Genomic DNA, 17,801 nt, shown 5'->3' with positions numbered 1-17,801 from the left:
ACCTTCATCTACCGCTCAGCATCCCTAAACGCCTGCTGCAACCAGCGTTTAAATGCCGTGATATTGTCGCGCCCGGCCTTGTCTGGGCTGGTGACAAAGTAGTATTTCCCGCCCGGCAGGCTGCCCGGCAGTGCAATATGCAGCAGCTTCTGCGCCAAAGCGTGCTGCACCAGCAGTTCACTGGCCAGCAACACGCCCTGTCCGGCGATCGCGGCCTGAATCGCATGCATCTCATCATCAAAATGAAGACCGGACTTCACTAACAGCTCATCGGGGCCAAAAGCGTCCTTCCAGTGCTGCCAGCTGGGTTCGTGGGTGGGTATCAGTCGATTTTCAATGTGAAACAGCGTCTGCCCGATCAGGTCTTTCGGCTGTTTAATACCCAGCGTCGGGCTGGCTATCAGCACAAAACGATCCTCATACAGCAGCGTGTTATCCAGCGTATCGTCCGGGCGCATACTATAGCGAATCGCACAGTCGGCTTTATCACCGCGTACATCTACCAGCTCGGTTCCGCTATGCAGACGAAGTTCCAGCTCCGGCAGCTCGGCGTTCAGCTGCGGCAGGCGGGGCACCAGCCAGTTGGTTAAAAAGTTCGAGGTGGTGCTCAGCGTCATCGCAGCCGATCGGTCTGCCCCGCTAAGGGTGTCAACGGCTTCGCGCAGCGTAGCAAAGATGTTGCCCGAGGCACGAAACAGGATCTCTCCGGCGGGAGTCAGGGCGACCGATCGCGCCGAGCGAATAAACAGCCGTTGGCCGAGCGACTCCTCCAGTACGCGGATTTGATGGCTGATAGCGGTTGGCGTAACGCCAATTTCCTCTGCCGCCAGTTTAAAGCTGGCGTGGCGGGCAACGGCATCAAAAGCGCGGATGGCGGTAAGCGGTGGCAGTCGGCGTGACTTCATAGCTGAAAAAAACTCATTTATGGCTGAATAATATGACTTTGATTGTGCCATAACACAGGAATTAATCTGTTATCTGTCGCAGAAAAAGATGAATTAGATTCATCAAAAGACTCAACAGGAACAGCTTATGACCGATATACACCCAGACTCTATCCGCGCCCGAACGGATTTCCCTTACCGCGCGCTGCTGGCACCCGGCATCGCCCAGGCGCTGATCGCCCTGGATTACGCCATTGTTTACGTTGCCCTGCCCACGCTGGCGCAGCGGCTTTATCTTTCAACCAGCGAGATGCAGTGGGTGGTATCGCTGTACGGCCTGACGTTTGCCGCCCTGCTGCTGAGCGGTGGCGCACTCTGCGATCGCCTGGGGGCCAGGCGGATGTTTATCGCTGGCATGGCGCTGTTTTTATTCGCCTCGCTGCTGGGTGGTCTGGCACAGAGCGGCGTTCTGTTACTGGCCGCGCGCGGTGGTCAGGGGATCGCCGCCGCCCTGCTGCAACCAACGGTGCTGGCGATGATGGCTCAGCGGTTTAGCGGTGAGTCTCATCGCCGCGCGCTGGCGATCTGGAGCGCTATCGGCGCATCCGGGCTGGTTGCCGGTGTTATCCTCGGTGGTGCGCTGACCGCATTGAGCTGGCGGGCGATTTTCTTTATCAACCTGCCGCCGGGACTGCTGGCGCTGTGGCTGGTCAGACGGCATTTTCTGGCTGCTGGCAAGCGGGCAAGCCCGTCGGGCTTAAAGATGGAGTCAGACGTCACCTCAAGCGGTTATTCAGCAGGAAAAATACACAGGCCGAACTTCCGGTTGTTCCATGGCAGCGGTGCGGTTATCGGCTGCGCGGCGGCGGGTACGCTGGTGTGGGCACTCATGCGTTTTGCGGAAAGCGGGGCGGCAGATTTCCTCGCCAATCGCCTGGCGGCGGCGATGACCCTGCTGTTTATTCTGCACGAACGCTATGCGCCACAGCCGCTGCTGCCGCGATCGCTGCGGATCCTGCCCGGTCTGCAAACGGGATGGCTCAGCAGCGCCTGCTATATGGCCAGCGTCGGCAGCCAGTTTTTCGCCATGACTCTGCTGTGGCAGCAGAGCCAGCATCTTGATGCCGTCACCACCGGGCTGCTGTTTACCCCGCTGGCGCTGCTGATTGTACTCGGAAACGCGTTGTACAGCAGGCTGAGCGTCCGCTTTGCCGGTTCATATCTGTTAATGGCGGGCTTTGCCGCCGCCGGGCTGGGGCTGTGGCTGCTGTCCGTTAATCTGACCCATCCACTTTCGCCTTCGTTCATTAGTGGGATTGTCCTGAGCGGGCTGGGCCACGGGCTGATTTATCCGGCGATGTTTGCCGTCGGGCTGGCGGCCGTCTCCGAACCGCAGCAGGGCCGCGCCAGCGCGCTGATCGTGACCAGCCAGTATATTGCCGGGGCGATAACGCTGGCGGTCATCGCAGTGCTGCTCGGCACGCAGCCGGAGATTGCCGCCTGGCAGGAAGTATTCCGCGTGCTGAGCGGCGCGGCACTGGTCGGGATGCTGATTGCGATCTGCGCCGATCGCTCCGCTGAGAGCAGTTAACCCGGCGTTGTGCCTTCAACGGCGCGCTTTGCACCCAGTGACAAAATCATGAATAAAGCGATAAGCAACAAACACGCAGCCCAGATGTGATGCCCGATCAATCGTCTGAAACGCCAGCCTGGCATTTCCGGATCGGGCGACTAATTCGCCCAGCGCGCGGCAGCAGATAATCTCATCTTCCTCGGCGGCCAGTATCAGCGTGGTAATCGGTATTCCGGCCAGCTGCTTGCCCGGATGGCGCGGCGTCAGGGCATTGGCCATATTAACGCTGTAGTGCCGGACCAGACCCGCAGGTGGCTCAGGTACCGCCGCAGGGAACAGCAGGCTGACGCCCTGCGACTGCCCCATCAGCCTGCCGCCGCTAAGCGCATTGACCACAAATGGCCACTGCCGCACGCGGGCAAACGGTGCTGACGTCTTCTTCGCCGTGGAGGAAAACGGCCCCAGCTCCGGTGCCAGCAAAATCAGGCTGTCCGCCCGTTCGGTGAAGGGAAAACGCGTGAGGAAGTTCAGCAGCATACCGGCTCCGCTGGAGTGCCCCAGCAAATGGCGACGTGCGTTGGGAAAAAGACGGCGCATTTCGGCCAGCAGCAGATCAACATCCTGCCAGATGCGGTCAGGTCGGGCGACCGTACCGCGCTCACCCGTAGAAAAACCGTGCCCGCGAATATCGACCACGCAGGCCGCGACAGGCCCTTCGGCGCAGAGCTGGCGGGCAATAACGTCGTATCCGGCATCGCCGCTTACGCCGCCGCCATGATAAATCACCACCACATCCTCAGGCTCTTCGCTCTGCCTGAAAAGCCGGTAGTGCAGCCCTTCCACCTGGCCAGTGCTTATCACAGCCGTATCGGGCAGGGCTGCACGTAACGAATCGGTTTGTGCAATATAGTCATTAAAATCAATCACGCGGCAGCTTCCTGTCGATCTGTCCATTTTCGCCGTCAGCATGGCAGATGCCGAAGCCAGCGTAAACCGCCGGGTTACTGCCCGCTTCAAAATCCTTCTGAAACAGACAGCCCCGCGGAGCCTGCCGCGCCCGTGGCTGGCAGATAACTCCGCATCTTCTTCATGATCCCGCGCGCTTAAGCTGCATTCCGGCGCTGGCTTAAGGCATAGAACAGCACCACCACGAAGCACAGCAGCGGCAGACCGTATGAGACAGCGGTGCTGAGTTTGTCGGAAATCAGCCCCATAAAGTAAGGCATGATCGCCCCACCGACGATGGCCATAATCATAAACGAGCTGGCCTGTTTGGTGGCATTACCGAGGTTTTTCACCCCCATGGCGAAAATGGTCGGGAACATGGTGGACATAAAGAAGAAGATCGCCACCAGCGCGACCACCGAGACATCGCCCAGACCAAGCATCACCACGCCGCAGAGCACGATGTTGATTGCCGCATAGCTGGCGAGGATCAGCGCCGGTGCCACACGGCCCATCAGCCAGGTGGAGAAGAAGCGGCCCAGCATAAAGCAGATCATCGCCACCGAGAGCATATAGGACGCGCTCTGATTGGTCACGCCGTGCCAGTGTTCGGTGGCGTAGTTGATAAAGAAAGCCCCTACGCCAACCTGCGCCGCCACGTAGAAGAACTGCGCGACCACGCCGCCAACAAAGTGCTTCTGCTGCCACAGTGAAGTATTACCGTGCTGAGCCGCCGCCTCTTCCGACTCGCGGATATCCGGCAGCGCGGTGCGCTTGAACAGGAAGGCGATGCCGATCACCACGCAGGCAATCGCCACATAGGTCATTTTCACCGTATCCTGCGCTTCATCCGCCGTGGTCTGCGAGAAGAACAGCGTGCCGCCGATCATCGGCCCGACAAACTGGCCCAGGCCGTTAAACGACTGCGCCAGGTTAAGGCGGCGTTCCGCACCGTTCGGGTCACCCAGCACGGTGGCGTAAGGGTTCGCCGCCGTCTCCAGGCAGCCCAGCCCACAGGCCAGTACGAACAGCGCAAACAGGAACATCATAAAGTTATTCACCATCGCCGCAGGCACAAACAGCAGCGCGCCGACGGCGTACAGCATCAAACCGGCCAGAATACCGGCTTTGTAGCCCCGGCGGCTCATAAAGTAGCCCGCCGGCATTGCCACCAGGAAGTAGGCACCAAAGTAGGCACCCTGTAACAGGCCGGACTGCGCTTTGGTCACGTGCAGCGTTTCCTGGAAATGCTTGTTCAGGACGTCAAGCAGGCCGTATGACACGCCCCACATAAAAAACAGCGTGGTGATCAGCATAAACGCCCAGCGTACACTGACGCTCCCGCCGCTCCCGATGCTTGATGACATCCGGATTCGTTCTGTAGACATAGTTATATCCTCATAGCGTACTTGTAGGGTGGTAAGAGTTTTTATTGGTCCTGCAAAGAGAATATTCGCGCCATCGCCACCCATTTTTCGCCGCTGGCGGTCCACGGGGTGGGATTCTGGTATTGCCACATCTGTTCTTCCCAGCGCTGAACGATTGGGTTGTTCAGCGCTGCCTGATTAAAACGTTCTCCGTCAAAGCGTTCGTCCACCTCCAGAATCATAAAAAGCCGGGTGCCGAGGCGATAAATTTCCATATCGACCACTCCGTGCTGCCGGATATGTGCCGCCACCTCCGGCCAGATACGCTGATGCAACCGCTGGTATTCGGCGATTTTTTCCTCGCTGTCTACCAGGTCCAGCGCCTGGCAGAACCGCTGCGTGCGGCCGCTCACAGCAGCGCCCGGTCAAGATGCAGATAGCCGCCGTCAACGCTCAGCCACTCACCGGTGGTGTGCGAGGCGCGCGGCGACAGCAGGAATACCACGGTGTTGGCAATTTCTTCCGGGGTAGTCATGCGCTTGCCGAGCGGAATACGTTCATTGATTTTCTCCAGCTGGGCGGTGGGATCGTCAAAGCTGGCGATCCACTGTTCGTACAGCGGGGTCATCACCTCGGCCGGAACCACCGCATTCACCCGCACGCCGCTTTCACGCAGGGACACCGCCCATTCGCGGGTCAGCGACAGAATAGCCCCCTTCGCCGCACAGTAGCCGCTGGTGCCGCCCTGCCCGCTCAGCGCGGTTTTTGAGGCGATATTCACCACTGCACCCCGACTGTTTTCCAGCGCCCGCTGGCAGAAATGGGTCATCTGGTAGTAATGGATCAGGTTTTTCTCCAGCGAGGAGACAAACGCTGCCCGCCCGGCCTCCAGCCCGACACCGTCGTTTACCCCGGCGTTATTCACCAGTGCATCCACCCGGCCAAAGCGCTTCATCACCTGTTCAACCGCCGTGCGGCAGTTCTCTTCATCACAAAGATCGGCGATCACCGTTTCCAGCGCGGGCTGTAAGCGCCGCACTTCCGCCAGCCAGATCTCGTCCGGCATGCGGTTGGTGACAATCACCGGGATGGCCCCTTCCTCCGCCAGCAGTTTTGATATCGCCGCCCCGATCCCGGAGCCGCCACCGGTGACAATCACCACTTTATCTTTTAAAAACAGATCCACTTTCGCCTCCTGTCAGGCCATACACGCTGGCCGCGGTTGTTCCCCAAATCTGCGCCTGCTCATCCGCCGTGAGGGCATCTGTTGCATCCTCCAGCAGCTGGCTGACCTCGTCGTAGTCCGCCGCCAGCAGGCACACCGGCCAGTCGGAGCCGAACATCAGGCGCTGCGGGCCAAACCGCGCCAGCGCTTCTTCAATAAACGGGCGCAGCTGAGCCGCGCTCCACCGCCCCTCGGGGGCTTCCGTCACCAGCCCGGACAGCTTGCAGACCACATGCGGCATTGCCGCCAGCTCGGCGACCTGCTCGCCCCAGGCCGTTGCGCCACGCGCGATATCGGGCTTCCCCAGATGATCCAGCACCAGCCAGCCCGCATCGTGCCGCGCGGCAAATGCGGTTAACTCCGGCAGATGCCGCCAGGTCACCAGCATGTCCCAGGCGTAGCCCTGCCGCTGTAGCTCACTCATCCCGGCAGCGACCGCAGGCTGATGAAGCCAGCGGGCCGGGTCCGGTTCATCCTGCACCAGGTGCCGGAAGCCGCGCAGGCGCGGGTGGCGCAGCGTTTCCAGCTGACGGGCCAGATCGGCAGCGGTGATATCCACCCAGCCAACCACCGCATCCGCCTTGCCGCGCGACTCCGCCCACTGCAACAGCTGCGCCGTCTCGTCCAGGCTTTGCCGCGCCTGAACGGTAATCGCGCCGTCAAAATCCCGCCCCGCCAGCAGCGGCGTCAGGTCAACCGGCAAAAAGTCCTGTCGCAGCTGCATCATCTGCGCGTCAATCCACGGAAAATCCGCCGCCCGATAGCGCCAGTAGTGCTGATGGGCATCAATACGCACCGTTATGCTCCCTCGCCCTGAAAGCGGTACTGTGCCAGCGAGGCGGGATGCATTTCGATGGAGAAACCGGGTGCCGTAGGCGGCATATAGGCCGCACCGCGAATGTCGCACGGATGCAGGAAGTGCTCGTGAAGATGGTCGACAAACTCGATCACCCGCCCTTCATGCGTCCCGGCGATGCAGACGAAATCAATCATCGACAGGTGCTGGACGTATTCACACAGCCCAACGCCGCCCGCGTGCGGGCAAACAGGCAGGCCGTATTTTGCCGCCATCAGCATCACCGCCAGCACCTCATTGACGCCCCCGAGGCGGCAGGCATCGATCTGCACCACATCGATGGCTTCACGCATGATGAACTGCTTAAACAGAATACGGTTCTGGCACATTTCGCCGGTGGCGACCTTAATCGGATGCACCCCTTCGCGGATTCGGCGATGGCCCTCCACGTCGTCGGGGCTGGTTGGCTCTTCGATAAACCACGGCTCGGCAAACGCCAGCTCCTTCACCCAGTCCACCGCCTCGTTGACCTCCCACACCTGATTGGCATCGATCATCAGCTGGCGGTGCGGGCCGAGCACGTCGCGGGCAATCGCCACGCGGCGCTTGTCGTCGGCCAGGTCGCGACCCACCTTGAGTTTGATATGCGAAAAGCCCGCATCCACCGCTTCCTGGCACAGGCGACGCAGCTTGTCGTCGTCATAGCCCAGCCAGCCCGCCGAGGTGGTGTAGCAGGGATAACCGTTTTCCTGCAGATCGGCGATACGCTGTGCTTTCCCTGCCTCTCGGGTGGCCAGCAGATCCAGCGCCTCGGCTGGAGTGATGCAGTCGGTCAGATAACGGAAATCGATGCAGCGCACCAGCTCCTGCGGTGACATATCGGCCACCAGCCGCCACAGCGGTTTGCCTGCCGACTTGGCCCACAGATCCCACACGGCATTGACCACCGCGCCGGTCGCCAGGTGCATCGCGCCCTTATCCGGGCCGATCCAGCGCAGCTGACTGTCGCCGGTGATCTCCCGCCAGAACTGCCCCATATCGGCGGTGATATCCGCCAGTCGCCGCCCCACCAGCAGATGCTGCATGGCGCGGATCGCCGCACAGCAAATCTCGTTGCCGCGCCCGATGGTGAAAGTCAGTCCGTGGCCGCTCAGCGCCGGGTTATCGGTTTCGATAATCACATAGGCGGCGGAGTAGTCCGGGTCCGGGTTCATCGCATCGGAGCCGTCGAGATGCTGCGAGGTCGGGAAACGGATATCTTCTACGCGCAGGGCGGTTAATGTAGTCACAGTGATTCTCCAACGGTGGTTTGACGCTGTTCACCCAGCCCTTCAATACCCAGACGCATGGTCTGGCCCGCACGTAAATAAACCGGCGGGGTCTGACCCAGCCCGACGCCCGGCGGCGTGCCGGTTGAAATCACGTCACCCGGCTGCAGGCTCATAAAACGGCTGAGATAGCTGATAATCTGCGCCACGGTGAAGATCATCGTGCGCGTGTTGCCGTTCTGATAGCGATGGCCGTCGACTTCCAGCCACAGATTCAACTGCTGCGGATCGGCAATTTCATCGGCGGTGACCAGCCACGGGCCGATCGGGCCGAAGGTGTCGCAGCCTTTGCCTTTGTCCCAGGTGCCGCCGCGTTCAAGCTGGTATTCGCGTTCGGAGATATCGTTAATCACGCAGTAGCCCGCAACGTGATCCAGGGCATCGTCCTCGCTGATGTAGCTGCCGCCCTTGCCGATCACCACACCCAGCTCGACTTCCCAGTCGGTTTTTACCGATCCGCGCGGGATGCGCACTGCATCGTTCGGCCCGACCACCGAGCTGGTCCACTTGCTGAACACCACCGGCTCGGCGGGAATCGCTGCCCCGGTTTCCGCCGCGTGATCGGCGTAGTTCAGGCCGATGCAGATGAACTTACCGATGCGGCCCACGCAGGCCCCAATTCGCGGGGTGCCGTCAATTTTCGGCAGGCTATGAACGGGCAGATGACGCAGCTTTTCCAGCGACTGCGGCAGCAGAACCTCCCCGGCAATATCGTCGACATAGCCGGAGATATCGCGCAGCGCGCCGGTTTCATCAACGATAGCCGGGCGCTCCTGGCCAGGTTCACCAATACGAACTAATTTCATGCCGTGCTCCTTAATTAATTGCTCCAGCCGCCATCAATAATCTGTGCAGTGCCGGTGGTGTAAGCGCTGGCGTCGGAGGCCAGATAGGCGGCCAGCGCGGCGATCTCTTCGGCGCTGCCGATGCGGCCAATGGGCTGACGGGCCACAAAAGCGCGATAGACTTCCTCTTCGCTTTTCCCTTCCGCCTGGGCCTGCGTGGCAATACGCTGTCGCAGCGAAGGCGAATCGACAGTGCCCGGGCAAATGGCGTTACAGCGGATGCCGTCGCCGATAAAGTCCGCCGCTACCGAGCGCGTCAGGCCGATCACCGCCGCCTTGGTGGTGCTGTAGGCGAAACGGTTAGCCACGCCCTTCACGCTGGAGGCCACCGACGACATGTTGATAATCGACCCTTTTTTCTGCGCCAGCATGGCCGGCAAAAATGCCTGAATCATGTGGAACATGGCGGTCACGTTGAGATCCAGGGCGAACTGCCACTCCTTCTCGCTGCACGCCAGCAGGCTGCCGCTGTGCACCACACCCGCGCAGTTGAACAACACGTCCAGCGTGCCGATTTCTTCTGCCGCCCTGGCAATCGCCTGTCGGTCGGTCACGTCCAGCTGATAGGGCGTAATGCCCGGCAGATCGTACAGCGCGGAAAGCTGAATATCGCTGGCGATCACCTCGGCTCCGAGTTCGGCGAAGTGGCGAGCGGTAGCCAGCCCAATCCCCTGCCCGGCGGCGGTGATCAGCACGCGTTTCCCCTGTAGGTTCATTGCAACTCCTTTGGTATAATGATCTAATGGTCAGGCCATTAACGGTGAACTTTTCCCTCACATTGAGGGGCGTAAAAGTACCGAGATGGCCGCAGAAGAATTACTTTTTATTGACATTTATGTAACATTGGCAAGTGTGATGTTGCTTTTTTGTGCACGCAGTCACTTAAATTTAATTTTCAGGTAAGCGCGATATGCCGATAAAAAAGATGGAAAACCCAAGACTTTACAGGCAGATAGCCGATCAATTAATCAAGCTGATCGACAATAACGAATTTCCGCCCGGCAGCCGCCTCCCCGCCGAGCGAGAACTGGCCGAACAGCTACAGGTCAGTCGGGCATCGGTGCGCGAGGCGCTGATTGCACTTGAGGTGATCGGCCTGGTCGATGTGAAGGTTGGCAACGGCGTGATCGTCAAGGCACGGCGCAGCAATGCGGAGCCGGTGATGGCCGAAGCCGGACGCGACCAGTGGCACGAGCCGGACGACGAGCTGGGGATTAATCTGGACTTTTCCACCGAGCTGCCGCCCTTCTCGCTGTTACAGGCCCGCCTGCTGATTGAGCCGGAAGCCGCGGCGCTGGCCGCGCTGCACGCCAGCGATGCCGAGCTGGAGGCGATCCGCGCAGCCTATAAACAAAACTGTGAAGATAACCGGGCGAATTCGCACACCCATCCCGGCGACAGGTTATTCCATATCCGCATCGCCCAGGCCAGCGGCAATCCCGCCTATGGATTTATCATTGGCCACCTGCTTGGGCACCGCTACGGCAGCATGTTCCGCATGTTGCAGGCGCACTTCACGCCGAGCGATATGCCAAACGTTTCAGAGCATGAGCATCTTGCCATTCTGAACGCACTGGAAAAACGCAATGCGAAAGCCGCCAGGCAGGCGATGAAACTGCATATCGAGCGGGTGATTTCCACCTTTGGTGGGGTGCAGGAATAGGTCGCTGCACCAGAGATTTTTCAACTCAGCAACGTAACGTCGGCCCGTCTTTGAGGGCTGCGGCGGCCCTCCGTGCCTGGAAAACTGCTATCTGAACAACTATACCTAAGAATGAAATTTTTATTCTGAAGTGGAGAGGTATGGGATATCTGGCGTGGACGGCTGCTGCGGGCGGCCTGTTACTTTTAATGTCGCTGTCATATGGCTGGATCAGTCGCGCGCCGATCCCGGTATTCGGGCTTTATCTGCTGGTGGGCATCGGCTGCGGCCCCTGGGGACTGGATATCGTCAATCTCGATATCGTGGAACACGCCTCGCTTACCAGTCGGATAACTGAGATAGCCATGGCGGCATCGCTGTTTATTACCGGCCTGAAAATCCGCCTGCCGCTCACCTCGCCCTACTGGAGAACGGGCATCATGCTGGCCCTGCCCGGCATGTTACTGACCATCGCCGGTATTATGGTTGCCGCCCACTATCTGACGGGGCTGTCCTGGCCGCTGTCACTGGCGCTGGCTGCTATTCTGGCGCCGACCGATCCGGTGTTGGCAAGCCTGGTTTCGATTAACGATGCGCGCGACGGTGACCGTTTACGCATCGCCCTTTCCAGCGAAGCGGGCCTGAATGACGGCACGGCGCTACCCTTTCTGATGCTGGCATTGATCTGGTATCACGCCGGAGAAGCGCCCGGCACGGAGGAGTGGTTCACCTGGCTGAGTGTGGATCTGGTCTGGGCGCTGGCAGGCGGACTGCTGATTGGTTTTGCACTGGGCCGAATTATTGGCCTGATCGCCACCCGTTCCCGCCATGCGCAGGGGGACATGGCACCCAGTGATTTCGTTGCTCTGGCACTTATCTGCCTGAGTTTTTCACTGGCGATGTCTCTCAGCGCATCGGGTTTTCTGGCTGCTTTTTCCGCAGGTATCGGGCTACGCAGCGCTGAAATCAGCGTGCAGAAAAGGCACGCTGACAAAGAGGAAGATATTCACGATTTTCCGGCAGAGATGCAGATTAACCCGCACACGCGCCACGGCATTGAGGAGCGCACGCCGATTAAATCAGTCGGCCTGGTGATCGGCGATGCGCTCTCCTTTGGCGATACAGTGGAGCGGCTGCTGGCCGCCGGGCTGATCATCGTGCTGGGCGTAACGCTCTCCGGCCACTGGAATGCGCCCGCCCTGCTGCTGGCGCTGCTGATCTTTATGGTGATCCGTCCGCTGGCCGTATTTATTGTCACCTGGCGTTCCGGCACTACACTGCTGCATCGCGCCAGTCTTGGCTGGCTGGGCATTCGCGGCATCGGCAGCCTGAACTATATCGCTTACGCCTGGGTCCACGGTATGCAGGGCGCGGATGCCACCCGGGTCATCGACATCGCCCTGACCATTGTCACCGCCAGCGTGCTGGTACACGGCATTTCGGTCACGCCGCTAATGGCGATGCTTCAGCGGAAAGAGGGCTGAGGCTTAACGCTTTCAATATTTCATTCTAAATGCTTCAGCCATTTTACTAATCTTGTGCATATGGTTGTTATTTCATGCCATTTTATGCGCTTCAGGCTTGAGAATGATAATAAGAAGATAGCTGTCAGGCTCCATTGCGCCCTGACAATAAACCAGATGAGCAAGATCGCTGGTACGTTTGAACTGGCGGAGAAAATGAGGGAAATGCGAGTCTGCATCGGCGAGATGGATATGTGCCACCCGCTCCTCTTTCACTAGAGGCAAGGTGGCATCATCGTCATAAAGTGCATCCCGACCAAACGTATCGGGCAATACACCTTCCTGTTTATAGATTAGAAAATCCGCAACCAAATCATCCAGTTCCTGCTGGCTCAATTGATGGCGGATTAGTGCAGATTTAAAAATCCTTATGCTCATTCCGTGAACTCAGTAAGATCCTTATCCGAGGCGCTGTCCAATAGCGCCTGCCCACTATCGGCAATATGGCTCAAGCGTTCAGCCGTAGGCCGAAAACGTGCGGCAATATGCGTTTTGCCCTGTTTCTCTTCTAACAGATCGATCAGTGCTTCAAACACCCGTGCACTCACCATATAGCCCGCAGGCCGGTTGTTAGACAGCACGGCAACCGGTTCATCAATAAAATATTTCGCCGGGTTTTTTCTCAACTCTGTGATGTTGATGGATTTTTCCGCAAGAATACGTTCCATGATTCACCTTTAAGTGCACTCAACAATACACATTATAATGCACGTTATAATAGACATCAATTTTGAACGTTAGAGATTGTATAGAGTCACTTCAATTAAAGCATCTATGAATCCGTTTCATAACCCCTGCCCGCCTGACGCGATTATCTTATTCCGGCTCTAAGGCTACTCTGGTTGCTACTCCCCGGCACACACAGGCAGCCATCACGTGTGCCGGACCGATTTCATCCCGGATAAGCCAGCCAGAGGAACCTCGTCATGCAAGAAAAACCCGATCCCACTCGCCGCATGCTGCTTTACGCCATGGCTGGACTGACGCTGGCAAGTGTTCCGCTGGCAGCGGCGGCTCGCGCCAAGGCGGTAGTCCGTAACAACAGCCGAACACTGGTGGCATACTTTTCACGCAGCGGTAATACGCGGGTAATTGCCGGGGTGATTCACCGCCAGCTTACGACGGACCTGTTTGAAATCGAACCCGCCGCCCCTTATCCGGCAGACTATTTTCAGACGGTTGAACAGGCTAAGACTGAACGCGAACGCGGTATCAGGCCCGCATTAAAAAACAGCGTCGCGGATATCGATCGTTATCAGACGGTATATCTGGGGTTTCCCATCTGGGGCACCAGCATACCGCCAGTAGTGCAAACCTTTCTGGCTAGTCATCACTTCACGGATAAATTGCTGATCCCCTTTATCACCCACGGCGGCTACGGACCGGGCGACAGCGAGGACGTGCTTGCCGCGCTTGCGCCAGCGGCTCGCCGGGAAAAGCCGCTGGTAATGGAGTGCGACCAGGAAAGACGAACCGCGGAAACAGTCAACGGCTGGCTGGAGTCGGTGCGAAGCTGATCTGCCTGAGCCGAGCTGGGCTGAGCCGGGCTGAGCAAGGCTGAGCTAAGCCGAGCCGAGCCGAGCCGAGCCGAGCCGAGCCGAGCCGAGCCGAGCCGAGCCGAGCCGAGCCGAGCCGAGCAATTATTTATGAATTTAAATCATAAACCTTAGCGAATTTACCCCGCTAATCACATCAATTACATCGGAGTATGCTTTTCACTCACCACCGCTGAGGGAAATCGTGATGCACTCGGTAACACTGAACAACGGCATTGAAATGCCCCTGCTGGGCTTTGGCGTATTCCAGATGACGGACCCCGCCGAATGCGAGCGCTCCGTGATTGACGCGCTTGACGTCGGCTATCGCCTGATTGATACCGCCGCGTCCTACCAAAATGAAACCCAGGTCGGGAATGCGCTTAAACAAAGCGGCATCGCGCGCAGCGAGCTGTTCGTCACCACCAAACTGTGGCTGCAGGATGCCAGCTATGACGGCGCGAAAGCCCAGTTTGAACGCTCGCTGAATAGGCTACAGCTGGACTATGTTGACCTCTATCTGATTCATCAGCCGTATGGCGACGTCCACGGTGCCTGGCGAGCGATGCAGGAACTGTATCAGGCCGGGAAAATCCGGGCGATCGGCGTCAGCAATTTTCATCCGGACCGTCTTGCCGATCTCATCGCTTTTAACACGGTCGTTCCCGCCGTTAATCAGATTGAAGTTAACCCCTTCAACCAACAGCTGCACCCGGTGCCATGGATGCTGAGCCGTGAGATCCAGCCTGAAGCCTGGGCACCCTTTGCCGAAGGCCGAAACGGCCTGTTCCAGCATCCGCTGTTAACAGCCATCGGTGAACAGCACGGCAAAAGCGTGGGCCAGGTTGTACTGCGCTGGATCTTCCAGCGCGGCATTGTCTCGCTGGCAAAGACCGTACAACGGGCGCGGATGGCAGAGAACATGAACATCCTCGACTTCACGCTCAGCCCGCAGGATATGCAGCAAATTACCGCGCTGGATACCGCCACCAGCGCGTTCTTCTCACACCGCGACCCGGCGAGAATTGAATGGCTGACCGGCCGTAAACTTGATGTTTAACATCCTGACAAATAAGGAGTTACGTGATGAAAAAACGTTATCTTGGTCATTCCGGACTTGAAGTCTCTGCGCTGGGTCTGGGCTGTATGGGCCTGAGCCACGGCTACGGCCCCGCAACGGACACCCGTCAGGCCATCGAACTGATCCGCGCCGCCGTAGAACGCGGCGTCACCTTCTTTGATACCGCGGAAGTGTACGGCCCGTATCTCAACGAAGAAGTCGTTGGCGAGGCGTTAAAACCGTTGCGCGACCGGGTGGTCATCGCCACCAAATTCGGCTTTACCTTCGGTGATGACAATAAACAGCAGATCTTAAACAGCCGCCCGGAACACATCCGCAAGGCGGTGGAAGGATCGCTGCGTCGGCTGAATACCGAGGTTATCGACCTGCTCTATCAGCACCGCGTCGATCCGGATGTGCCGATTGAAGACGTTGCGGGGGTGGTGAAGGATCTGATTGCCGAAGGCAAGGTGAAGCACTTCGGCCTGTCGGAAGCCGGTGCGCAGACCATTCGCCGTGCGCATGCCGTGCAACCGGTCGCCGCACTGCAAAGCGAGTACTCCCTCTGGTGGCGTGAACCCGAGCAGGAAATCCTGCCGCTGCTGGAAGAGCTGGGCATTGGGTTTGTTCCGTTCAGCCCGCTGGGCAAAGGCTTCCTGACCGGGGCAATTAAAGCAGGAACCACCTTTGGCGACGACGATTTCCGCAGTAAAGTGCCGCGCTTTGCCGCCGACGCGCTGGAAGCGAATGAACAGCTGCGGGTTCTGCTGGCCGGCATCGCGGCAGAAAAAGGCGTCACGCCTGCGCAGATCGCGCTGGCATGGCTGCTGGCACAGAAGCCGTGGATTGTGCCAATCCCGGGCACGACGAAACTGCACCGGCTGGATGAAAACCTGGCGGCGGTGGATGTCGTTCTCAATCAGCGCGATCTAAGCCAGATCGCACAGGCGCTGGAAACGGTGAAAATCACCGGCGAACGCTATCCTGCTGCGCTGGCGGCCCGGGTCGGGCGCTAAAATTCAGCGACAGCAGCGTTGTCGTAGCGCAACGTTAACGATTCGCCAGCCTTAAATCTATGAACTCTTCAGCCATTTTCTTCTAAGGGGTCTCTTTCAGGCCCCGTTTCCGGCACTACACAATCCTGTTTTTTACGATAGTATGAAAATCTCACCGATCAGAAAAAGGAATGCGGATGATAGTCAGGACATGGCACGGCTGCGTGCCGCTGAAACACGCTGAGGGTTTTGCTCAGCACCTTGAGGAAACCGGCGTGGAACACTCAAAAAGCGTGCCGGGGAACCGCGGAGCGCTGGTGCGCCGGGAAACTCAGGCAGACTGGGAACATTTTTTCCTGGCGACATACTGGCAGGATCTTGCTGCGGTGAAAGCCTTTGCCGGTGAAGACTACCACGTCGCCGTCACCTACCCGGACGATGAAGCCTTTGAACTGCTGTCCGATCCCTACGTTTTCCAGCATGAAGTGGACAGCGTGACGCCACTGTAATCAGGGAAGAGAATCCGATATGGGTTTGCAACGGACGCGGCTAGCCCAAACGGTTGTTGCGCATTGTTTCAGCAGGAATAGCATCCACACTGAATAATCCTGCTGCTGCACTGTGGATTGCTTCGAATGCCGGGCTTTTAAATTTACTTTTCGTCGTCATGGCAAATCTCCACCAGTTCTTTACTTACAACCAATGCCAAAATTTTCTTATCAACAAGCGTACCCTGGTGCCTCGCCAGTTTGCTCACTACCCTCAAGCTACATTCGCCGCATCATAAGCCGCCTGCGCCGCCAGTACCGCATCCATATTCTTTTCCGCCCAGTGCATCAGTACCGAAACGGTTTTAGTCAGCGTCTGGCCCAGCGGGGTGATGCTGTATTCCACCGTGACCGGCACGGTAGCAAAAACCTGGCGGGCGATCAGGCCGTCGCGCTCCAGCTTGCGCAACGTCTGGGTTAATACCTTCTGTGAAATGCCCTGCACGTCGCGGCGCAGGTTGTTAAAACGCACCGGGCCACTTTCCAGTCGGCCCAGAATCAGCAACGCCCATTTGTCCGCCAGCCTGGCCAGCACCTCACGGGTCGGGCACTGATTGCTGTACACATTCCAGTCTAAATGCTCTTTATTCATATGCTTATTCCTCTAATGCCGGTTTCCTTTTAGAAACGTAGTGGCGATAAGGTGCCTTCTTCCACGCTGTAAACAACGCTGGTATAACTTGCACGTGGTTTCTATTGGATACTAAGGCGCAAGAAATAGCAAAGCCATACGCGAACGCGCTGAATTCAGAAAGTGTTGTGGATGAGGTTTCTGGCCGGGGCTTAAACGCTCACGGGCCGGACCGAATAACGATTGTTAATCAAGGGGATCTATCATGAGTATTGCGGTGGTTTATTTTTCCGGCTACGGACACACCAAGCTGGTGGCAGAGAAAGTGGCCGAGGGCGCACAGGCTGAACTGATTGCCGTTGACCAGAATGGCGATATCCAGGAGAGTGACTGGCAGAAACTGAACGAGGCCAAAGCGATCATCTTTGGCGCACCAACCTATATGGGCAGCGTGCCGTGGCAGTTCAAAAAGTTCGCAGATGCTTCATCCAAAATCTGGTTCACCCGCGGCTGGCAGGATAAAATCTTCGCCGGCTTCAGCAACAGCGCCAGCCTGAACGGCGACAAGCAGGTCTCCCTGCAGTACCTGCAAACGCTGGCATCACAGCACGGCGGGATCTGGGTCAGCCTCGGCTTCCCTCCGGCCAATACCCTGGCCTCAACTCGCGAAGACGTGAACAACCTCGGCGGCTCCGTGGGCCTGCTGGTGCAGTCGCCTTCAGACGCGGGCGCGGATAAGATTGCCTCCGGCGATCTGGAAACCGCAGTGAAATTCGGTGAGCGCGTGGCATCTGTTGCCCAGCGTTTTAACTGATAAGCAGTGCCCCGCCACGTTAAGCAGGCGGGGCATTCTTCACTTTCCCGCCAGGCAGATTCGATGCTGCGGCCAGCATCAGCATCAGCATCAGCATCAGCATCAGCATCAGCATCAGCATCAGCATCAGCATCAGCATCAGCATCAGCA

The 17,801-nt window shown here is 58.4% G+C and carries 20 protein-coding genes and 1 pseudogene; 8 read left to right on the top strand and 13 right to left on the bottom strand.

Going from position 1 to position 17,801, the window contains the following annotated elements:
- Nucleotides 1-8 precede the first annotated feature (8 nt).
- A complete protein-coding gene (locus OMR58_RS22625) occupies nucleotides 9-905 on the bottom strand; it encodes a LysR substrate-binding domain-containing protein (RefSeq protein ID WP_264547021.1) in 897 nt (298 codons plus the stop codon).
- A gap of 127 nt (nucleotides 906-1,032) precedes the next feature.
- On the opposite strand from OMR58_RS22625, the gene OMR58_RS22620 reads away from it, so the two are divergent.
- Complete coding sequence (locus OMR58_RS22620) at nucleotides 1,033-2,475, top strand: MFS transporter (protein WP_264547020.1); 1,443 nt, start codon at nucleotides 1,033-1,035, stop codon at nucleotides 2,473-2,475.
- A 15-nt stretch (nucleotides 2,476-2,490) separates the two neighbouring features.
- Here the strand turns inward: OMR58_RS22620 and OMR58_RS22615 are convergent, their stop codons facing one another.
- The 8 genes from OMR58_RS22615 to OMR58_RS22580 form a co-directional block, all read right to left on the bottom strand.
- On the bottom strand, nucleotides 2,491-3,384 hold the full coding sequence (locus tag OMR58_RS22615; protein WP_264547019.1) for an alpha/beta fold hydrolase: 894 nt from the start codon (nucleotides 3,382-3,384) through the stop codon (nucleotides 2,491-2,493).
- A gap of 176 nt (nucleotides 3,385-3,560) precedes the next feature.
- A complete protein-coding gene (gene fucP, locus OMR58_RS22610) occupies nucleotides 3,561-4,790 on the bottom strand; it encodes an L-fucose:H+ symporter permease (protein WP_200544241.1) in 1,230 nt (409 codons plus the stop codon).
- Nucleotides 4,791-4,831: 41 nt separating this feature from the next.
- Nucleotides 4,832-5,182 (bottom strand): L-rhamnose mutarotase, encoded by a 351-nt coding sequence (locus OMR58_RS22605; protein ID WP_200559757.1) that lies wholly within the window; start codon nucleotides 5,180-5,182, stop codon nucleotides 4,832-4,834.
- Nucleotides 5,179-5,955, bottom strand: a complete 777-nt coding sequence (locus OMR58_RS22600; RefSeq protein ID WP_264547018.1) for an SDR family oxidoreductase — start codon at nucleotides 5,953-5,955, stop codon at nucleotides 5,179-5,181. The genes OMR58_RS22605 and OMR58_RS22600 overlap by 4 nt, the downstream gene beginning before the upstream one ends.
- Nucleotides 5,933-6,790 carry an amidohydrolase family protein gene (locus OMR58_RS22595; RefSeq protein WP_264547017.1) on the bottom strand — a complete coding sequence of 286 codons (858 nt, stop codon included), beginning with the start codon at nucleotides 6,788-6,790 and terminating at the stop codon, nucleotides 5,933-5,935. The genes OMR58_RS22600 and OMR58_RS22595 overlap by 23 nt, the downstream gene beginning before the upstream one ends.
- Before the next feature lie 2 nt (nucleotides 6,791-6,792).
- On the bottom strand, nucleotides 6,793-8,079 hold the full coding sequence (locus OMR58_RS22590; protein ID WP_200559760.1) for an L-fuconate dehydratase: 1,287 nt from the start codon (nucleotides 8,077-8,079) through the stop codon (nucleotides 6,793-6,795).
- The gene (locus OMR58_RS22585; RefSeq protein WP_205067254.1) at nucleotides 8,076-8,924 is read right to left on the bottom strand and encodes a fumarylacetoacetate hydrolase family protein; all 849 of its coding nucleotides are present in this window, start codon (nucleotides 8,922-8,924) and stop codon (nucleotides 8,076-8,078) included. The genes OMR58_RS22590 and OMR58_RS22585 overlap by 4 nt, the downstream gene beginning before the upstream one ends.
- A gap of 14 nt (nucleotides 8,925-8,938) precedes the next feature.
- Nucleotides 8,939-9,679 carry an SDR family oxidoreductase gene (locus tag OMR58_RS22580; protein WP_264547016.1) on the bottom strand — a complete coding sequence of 247 codons (741 nt, stop codon included), beginning with the start codon at nucleotides 9,677-9,679 and terminating at the stop codon, nucleotides 8,939-8,941.
- Between the two features lie 194 nt (nucleotides 9,680-9,873).
- Between OMR58_RS22580 and OMR58_RS22575 the strand changes: the two genes are divergently transcribed.
- Both OMR58_RS22575 and OMR58_RS22570 read left to right on the top strand, forming a co-directional pair.
- Nucleotides 9,874-10,626 (top strand): FadR/GntR family transcriptional regulator, encoded by a 753-nt coding sequence (locus OMR58_RS22575; protein WP_200544256.1) that lies wholly within the window; start codon nucleotides 9,874-9,876, stop codon nucleotides 10,624-10,626.
- Nucleotides 10,627-10,766: 140 nt separating this feature from the next.
- Nucleotides 10,767-12,089: a cation:proton antiporter gene (locus tag OMR58_RS22570; protein WP_264547015.1), complete on the top strand. Its 1,323-nt coding sequence runs from the start codon at nucleotides 10,767-10,769 to the stop codon at nucleotides 12,087-12,089.
- Between the two features lie 72 nt (nucleotides 12,090-12,161).
- Here OMR58_RS22570 and OMR58_RS22565 read toward each other — a convergent pair whose 3' ends face one another.
- Complete coding sequence (locus tag OMR58_RS22565) at nucleotides 12,162-12,506, bottom strand: type II toxin-antitoxin system YafO family toxin (protein ID WP_234471719.1); 345 nt, start codon at nucleotides 12,504-12,506, stop codon at nucleotides 12,162-12,164.
- Entirely contained in the window at nucleotides 12,503-12,796 is a 294-nt protein-coding gene (gene yafN / locus OMR58_RS22560) for a type I toxin-antitoxin system antitoxin YafN (RefSeq protein ID WP_264547014.1), read from the bottom strand. Before yafN ends, OMR58_RS22565 begins: the two co-directional genes overlap by 4 nt.
- A gap of 258 nt (nucleotides 12,797-13,054) precedes the next feature.
- Between yafN and OMR58_RS22555 the strand changes: the two genes are divergently transcribed.
- From OMR58_RS22555 to OMR58_RS22540, 4 genes are all read left to right on the top strand, one after another.
- The gene (locus tag OMR58_RS22555) at nucleotides 13,055-13,645 is read left to right on the top strand and encodes a flavodoxin (RefSeq protein WP_264547013.1); all 591 of its coding nucleotides are present in this window, start codon (nucleotides 13,055-13,057) and stop codon (nucleotides 13,643-13,645) included.
- A 226-nt stretch (nucleotides 13,646-13,871) separates the two neighbouring features.
- Nucleotides 13,872-14,723 carry an aldo/keto reductase gene (locus OMR58_RS22550; RefSeq protein ID WP_264547012.1) on the top strand — a complete coding sequence of 284 codons (852 nt, stop codon included), beginning with the start codon at nucleotides 13,872-13,874 and terminating at the stop codon, nucleotides 14,721-14,723.
- A 26-nt stretch (nucleotides 14,724-14,749) separates the two neighbouring features.
- Nucleotides 14,750-15,739: an aldo/keto reductase gene (locus tag OMR58_RS22545; protein ID WP_264547011.1), complete on the top strand. Its 990-nt coding sequence runs from the start codon at nucleotides 14,750-14,752 to the stop codon at nucleotides 15,737-15,739.
- Nucleotides 15,740-15,915: 176 nt separating this feature from the next.
- Complete coding sequence (locus tag OMR58_RS22540) at nucleotides 15,916-16,227, top strand: antibiotic biosynthesis monooxygenase (protein WP_200544375.1); 312 nt, start codon at nucleotides 15,916-15,918, stop codon at nucleotides 16,225-16,227.
- Nucleotides 16,228-16,282: 55 nt separating this feature from the next.
- Here the strand turns inward: OMR58_RS22540 and OMR58_RS22535 are convergent.
- A pseudogene (locus tag OMR58_RS22535) lies at nucleotides 16,283-16,387 on the bottom strand (helix-turn-helix domain-containing protein); the annotation flags it as partial.
- 93 nt (nucleotides 16,388-16,480) lie between these two features.
- The gene (locus OMR58_RS22530) at nucleotides 16,481-16,858 is read right to left on the bottom strand and encodes a winged helix-turn-helix transcriptional regulator (protein WP_264547010.1); all 378 of its coding nucleotides are present in this window, start codon (nucleotides 16,856-16,858) and stop codon (nucleotides 16,481-16,483) included.
- 244 nt (nucleotides 16,859-17,102) lie between these two features.
- Between OMR58_RS22530 and OMR58_RS22525 the strand changes: the two genes are divergently transcribed.
- The gene (locus OMR58_RS22525; protein ID WP_105591577.1) at nucleotides 17,103-17,651 is read left to right on the top strand and encodes a flavodoxin family protein; all 549 of its coding nucleotides are present in this window, start codon (nucleotides 17,103-17,105) and stop codon (nucleotides 17,649-17,651) included.
- The last annotated feature ends 150 nt before the right edge of the window (nucleotides 17,652-17,801 follow it).

Origin of the sequence: Erwinia sp. INIA01, from assembly GCF_025947915.1 — a bacterium.
Lineage (GTDB): Bacteria > Pseudomonadota > Gammaproteobacteria > Enterobacterales > Enterobacteriaceae > Erwinia > Erwinia coffeiphila.
Note: the sequence above shows the minus strand (reverse complement) of the source record. Positions and strands in the feature narration are given on the sequence as shown.

Excerpts from the sequence above, each read along its gene's own strand:
- yafN (WP_264547014.1), bottom strand. The coding sequence starts at position 12,796 with ATGGAACGTATTCTTGCGGAAAAATCCATCAACATCACAGAGTTGAGA.
- OMR58_RS22575 (WP_200544256.1), top strand. The coding sequence starts at position 9,874 with ATGCCGATAAAAAAGATGGAAAACCCAAGACTTTACAGGCAGATAGCC.
- OMR58_RS22570 (WP_264547015.1), top strand. The coding sequence starts at position 10,767 with ATGGGATATCTGGCGTGGACGGCTGCTGCGGGCGGCCTGTTACTTTTA.
- OMR58_RS22525 (WP_105591577.1), top strand. The coding sequence starts at position 17,103 with ATGAGTATTGCGGTGGTTTATTTTTCCGGCTACGGACACACCAAGCTG.
- OMR58_RS22530 (WP_264547010.1), bottom strand. The coding sequence starts at position 16,858 with ATGAATAAAGAGCATTTAGACTGGAATGTGTACAGCAATCAGTGCCCG.
- OMR58_RS22625 (WP_264547021.1), bottom strand. The coding sequence starts at position 905 with ATGAAGTCACGCCGACTGCCACCGCTTACCGCCATCCGCGCTTTTGAT.
- OMR58_RS22565 (WP_234471719.1), bottom strand. The coding sequence starts at position 12,506 with ATGAGCATAAGGATTTTTAAATCTGCACTAATCCGCCATCAATTGAGC.
- OMR58_RS22585 (WP_205067254.1), bottom strand. The coding sequence starts at position 8,924 with ATGAAATTAGTTCGTATTGGTGAACCTGGCCAGGAGCGCCCGGCTATC.
- fucP (WP_200544241.1), bottom strand. The coding sequence starts at position 4,790 with ATGTCTACAGAACGAATCCGGATGTCATCAAGCATCGGGAGCGGCGGG.
- OMR58_RS22545 (WP_264547011.1), top strand. The coding sequence starts at position 14,750 with ATGAAAAAACGTTATCTTGGTCATTCCGGACTTGAAGTCTCTGCGCTG.
- OMR58_RS22550 (WP_264547012.1), top strand. The coding sequence starts at position 13,872 with ATGCACTCGGTAACACTGAACAACGGCATTGAAATGCCCCTGCTGGGC.
- OMR58_RS22580 (WP_264547016.1), bottom strand. The coding sequence starts at position 9,679 with ATGAACCTACAGGGGAAACGCGTGCTGATCACCGCCGCCGGGCAGGGG.
- OMR58_RS22620 (WP_264547020.1), top strand. The coding sequence starts at position 1,033 with ATGACCGATATACACCCAGACTCTATCCGCGCCCGAACGGATTTCCCT.
- OMR58_RS22540 (WP_200544375.1), top strand. The coding sequence starts at position 15,916 with ATGATAGTCAGGACATGGCACGGCTGCGTGCCGCTGAAACACGCTGAG.
- OMR58_RS22555 (WP_264547013.1), top strand. The coding sequence starts at position 13,055 with ATGCAAGAAAAACCCGATCCCACTCGCCGCATGCTGCTTTACGCCATG.